This is a genomic window from Chryseobacterium sp. UYP7 (assembly GCF_056279225.1).
In genome coordinates this window covers 1-2,347 of the sequence record NZ_JBWBQW010000018.1, presented here as the reverse complement: position 1 = coordinate 2,347, position 2,347 = coordinate 1, and the positions used below count along the sequence as shown (strand labels likewise).

General features: G+C 38.6%; 2 protein-coding genes. Both read left to right on the top strand.

What is annotated here, in order from left to right; translation table 11 throughout:
* The coding region (gene istA / locus ACZ9HT_RS16920) for an IS21 family transposase (protein ID WP_476041672.1) at window positions 1-1,412 on the top strand (1,412 nt) is incomplete at its 5' end.
* 61 nt (window positions 1,413-1,473) lie between these two features.
* Window positions 1,474-2,217, top strand: coding sequence for an IS21-like element helper ATPase IstB (istB, locus tag ACZ9HT_RS16915; RefSeq protein ID WP_476041671.1), 744 nt, complete (start codon window positions 1,474-1,476; stop codon window positions 2,215-2,217).
* The last annotated feature ends 130 nt before the right edge of the window (window positions 2,218-2,347 follow it).

Sequence of the window (2,347 nt, the reverse complement as noted above, 5' to 3'; positions counted from 1 at the left end):
TTGGATTAAGTTTTGAGATCATCAACGAAAAATCAGACGCAGAGCTTGAACTTTTGTTTTCCCATGCTAAGGAGGAAACAGTGAGTCCCAAATTACAGACTTTATACGATTATTTCCCTGTTATGGAAAGGGAATTAAAAAAGGTAGGAGTCACTATTTATCGAACTTGGGAACAGTATATCATTTTTCATCCCGAAGGTTTTCAGATCACCCAATTCAGGCATCATTATAAAACATGGGCAAAGCGGGTGAATCCTGTGATGCACATGAATCACAAAGCGGGTGATAAAATGTATATAGATTACGCTGGAAAAACCCTCTCTATTATTGATAAAAAGAGTGGTGAGATCAAGAGTGTACAGTTTTTTGTAGCGATCTTGGGAGCGAGCCAGTATACGTATGTAGAAGCCTCGATGAGCCAACAAAAGGAAGATTTTGTGCGTTCGGTAGAAAATGCGATGCTTTTTTTTCAGGGCGTTCCTGCGGCAATTGTTCCTGATAATTTAAAATCTGCGGTCATCAAAAGCAGCCGTTTTGAACCCACCATCAATGAAACCTTCGCCGATCTTGCAGATCATTATGGCGCCACCATCTTACCTGCCAGAGCTTATAAGCCGAGAGATAAATCTTTGGTAGAAGGTGCTGTGAAGATCTTGTACCGCAGAATTTATGCCCATTTAAAAGAAACTCCATTCTATTCATTAGCAGAATTAAACCATCAAATCTGGAATCTGTTAAAGACACACAATGACAGCAAACTCACCGCACGTCCTTACTCCCGCAAAGAACTGTTTTTAGAAGACGAAAAAGAAAAACTGCGTCCGCTTCCAGAAGCGCGTTTTGAGATTAAATACCAGTCGCATGCAACGGTGATGCAGAATGGTCACGTTCTTTTGAGTCAGGACAAAAATTATTACAGCGTTCCGTATCAGTATCTGAAGAAAAAAGTCAAACTTTTATACACGTCATCCGCCGTAGAAATCTTCCACAAATACAACAGGATTGCAATTCATATGCGCAATTACAAACCTTACGTATACACCACCAATGCTGAACATTTAGCCAGTACGCATCAGTTTGTGTCCGATTGGAGTCCGTCGCGGTTTATCGATTGGGCCATTGAACTTGACCCTGTTGTTGGTGAATATATTATCCAAATTATTGAGAGTAGAAATCATCCTGAACAAGCCTATAAAAGCTGTATGGGAATATTAAACTTCGAAAAAAAGGTAGGCAGAGAGCGATTGATCAATGCTTGCAAACGTGCCCTTGACTTTAAAATTTACAGCTTTAAAACCATCCAGAAAATCTTAGAAAACAATTTAGACCAAATTGATTTTGAGCAAAAATCAGAGTCTGAACAGCAACTTCCAATCCATGGTAATATCCGTGGGAAACAGTATTATAACTAGCAATTAGCAAAATTGACATTTTAATTAAATCATCATTAAACCAAATTAAATTTAGAAAATTATGAACGAACCTACTGTTACGAAAATGAAGCAAATGAAGCTTTACGGCATGCATAACGCTTTTAAAACCGCTATTGAAAGTGGCAAAACAGATCATTACACGCTCGATGAATTTATCTCGATGCTGATCGATGCAGAATGGGATGAAAGGCACAACAGGCGCATCGAAAGAAGTATCAAGAACGCGCGATTCCATTATAAATCGAATATCGAAAGTGTCAACTTCGATGAATCCCGAAATTTGGATCGCAATCTGGTGTTGCGCTTAGCTAGATGCGAATTTGTAGAAAAGAATGAAAATGTTTTAATCACCGGAAGTACGGGCGTTGGCAAAAGTTATTTAGGCACCGCACTCGGTTATCAAGCATGCATAGAGGGTTTTAAGGTCAGTTATTTTAACACCAATAAATTGTTTGCTAAATTAAAAATGGCAAAAGCAGATGGCTCTTATCTTCGGGAACTTGCCAAAATACAACGCCAGGAGGTGATTATACTCGATGATTTTGGACTCCAGGCATTGGACAGTCAAAACAGAATTACTCTTTTAGAACTTATAGAAGACCGTCATAATAACGGTTCCATCATTGTAACTTCGCAAATCCCGGTTCAGGGTTGGTATGATATTATCGGTGAAAAGACCATAGCCGATGCTATTTTGGACCGCCTAATCCACCAATCTCACCGCCTTGAATTGAAGGGTGAATCGATGCGTAAAAAAAGAGGAATAAATAAAGCCGAAAATTAATTATATTTGAATACAAATTAGCACATGAAAAACAGTCGTTTTTACCACAAAAAAGAGGTGGTCAATTTAAACCGAATTTACATGGTCACTTTAAACCGAATCTAGGTGGTCAATTAAACCGAACTTTGCA

Coding starts and splice junctions, on each gene's coding strand:
- istB (WP_476041671.1), top strand. CDS start 1,474: ATGAACGAACCTACTGTTACGAAAATGAAGCAAATGAAGCTTTACGGC.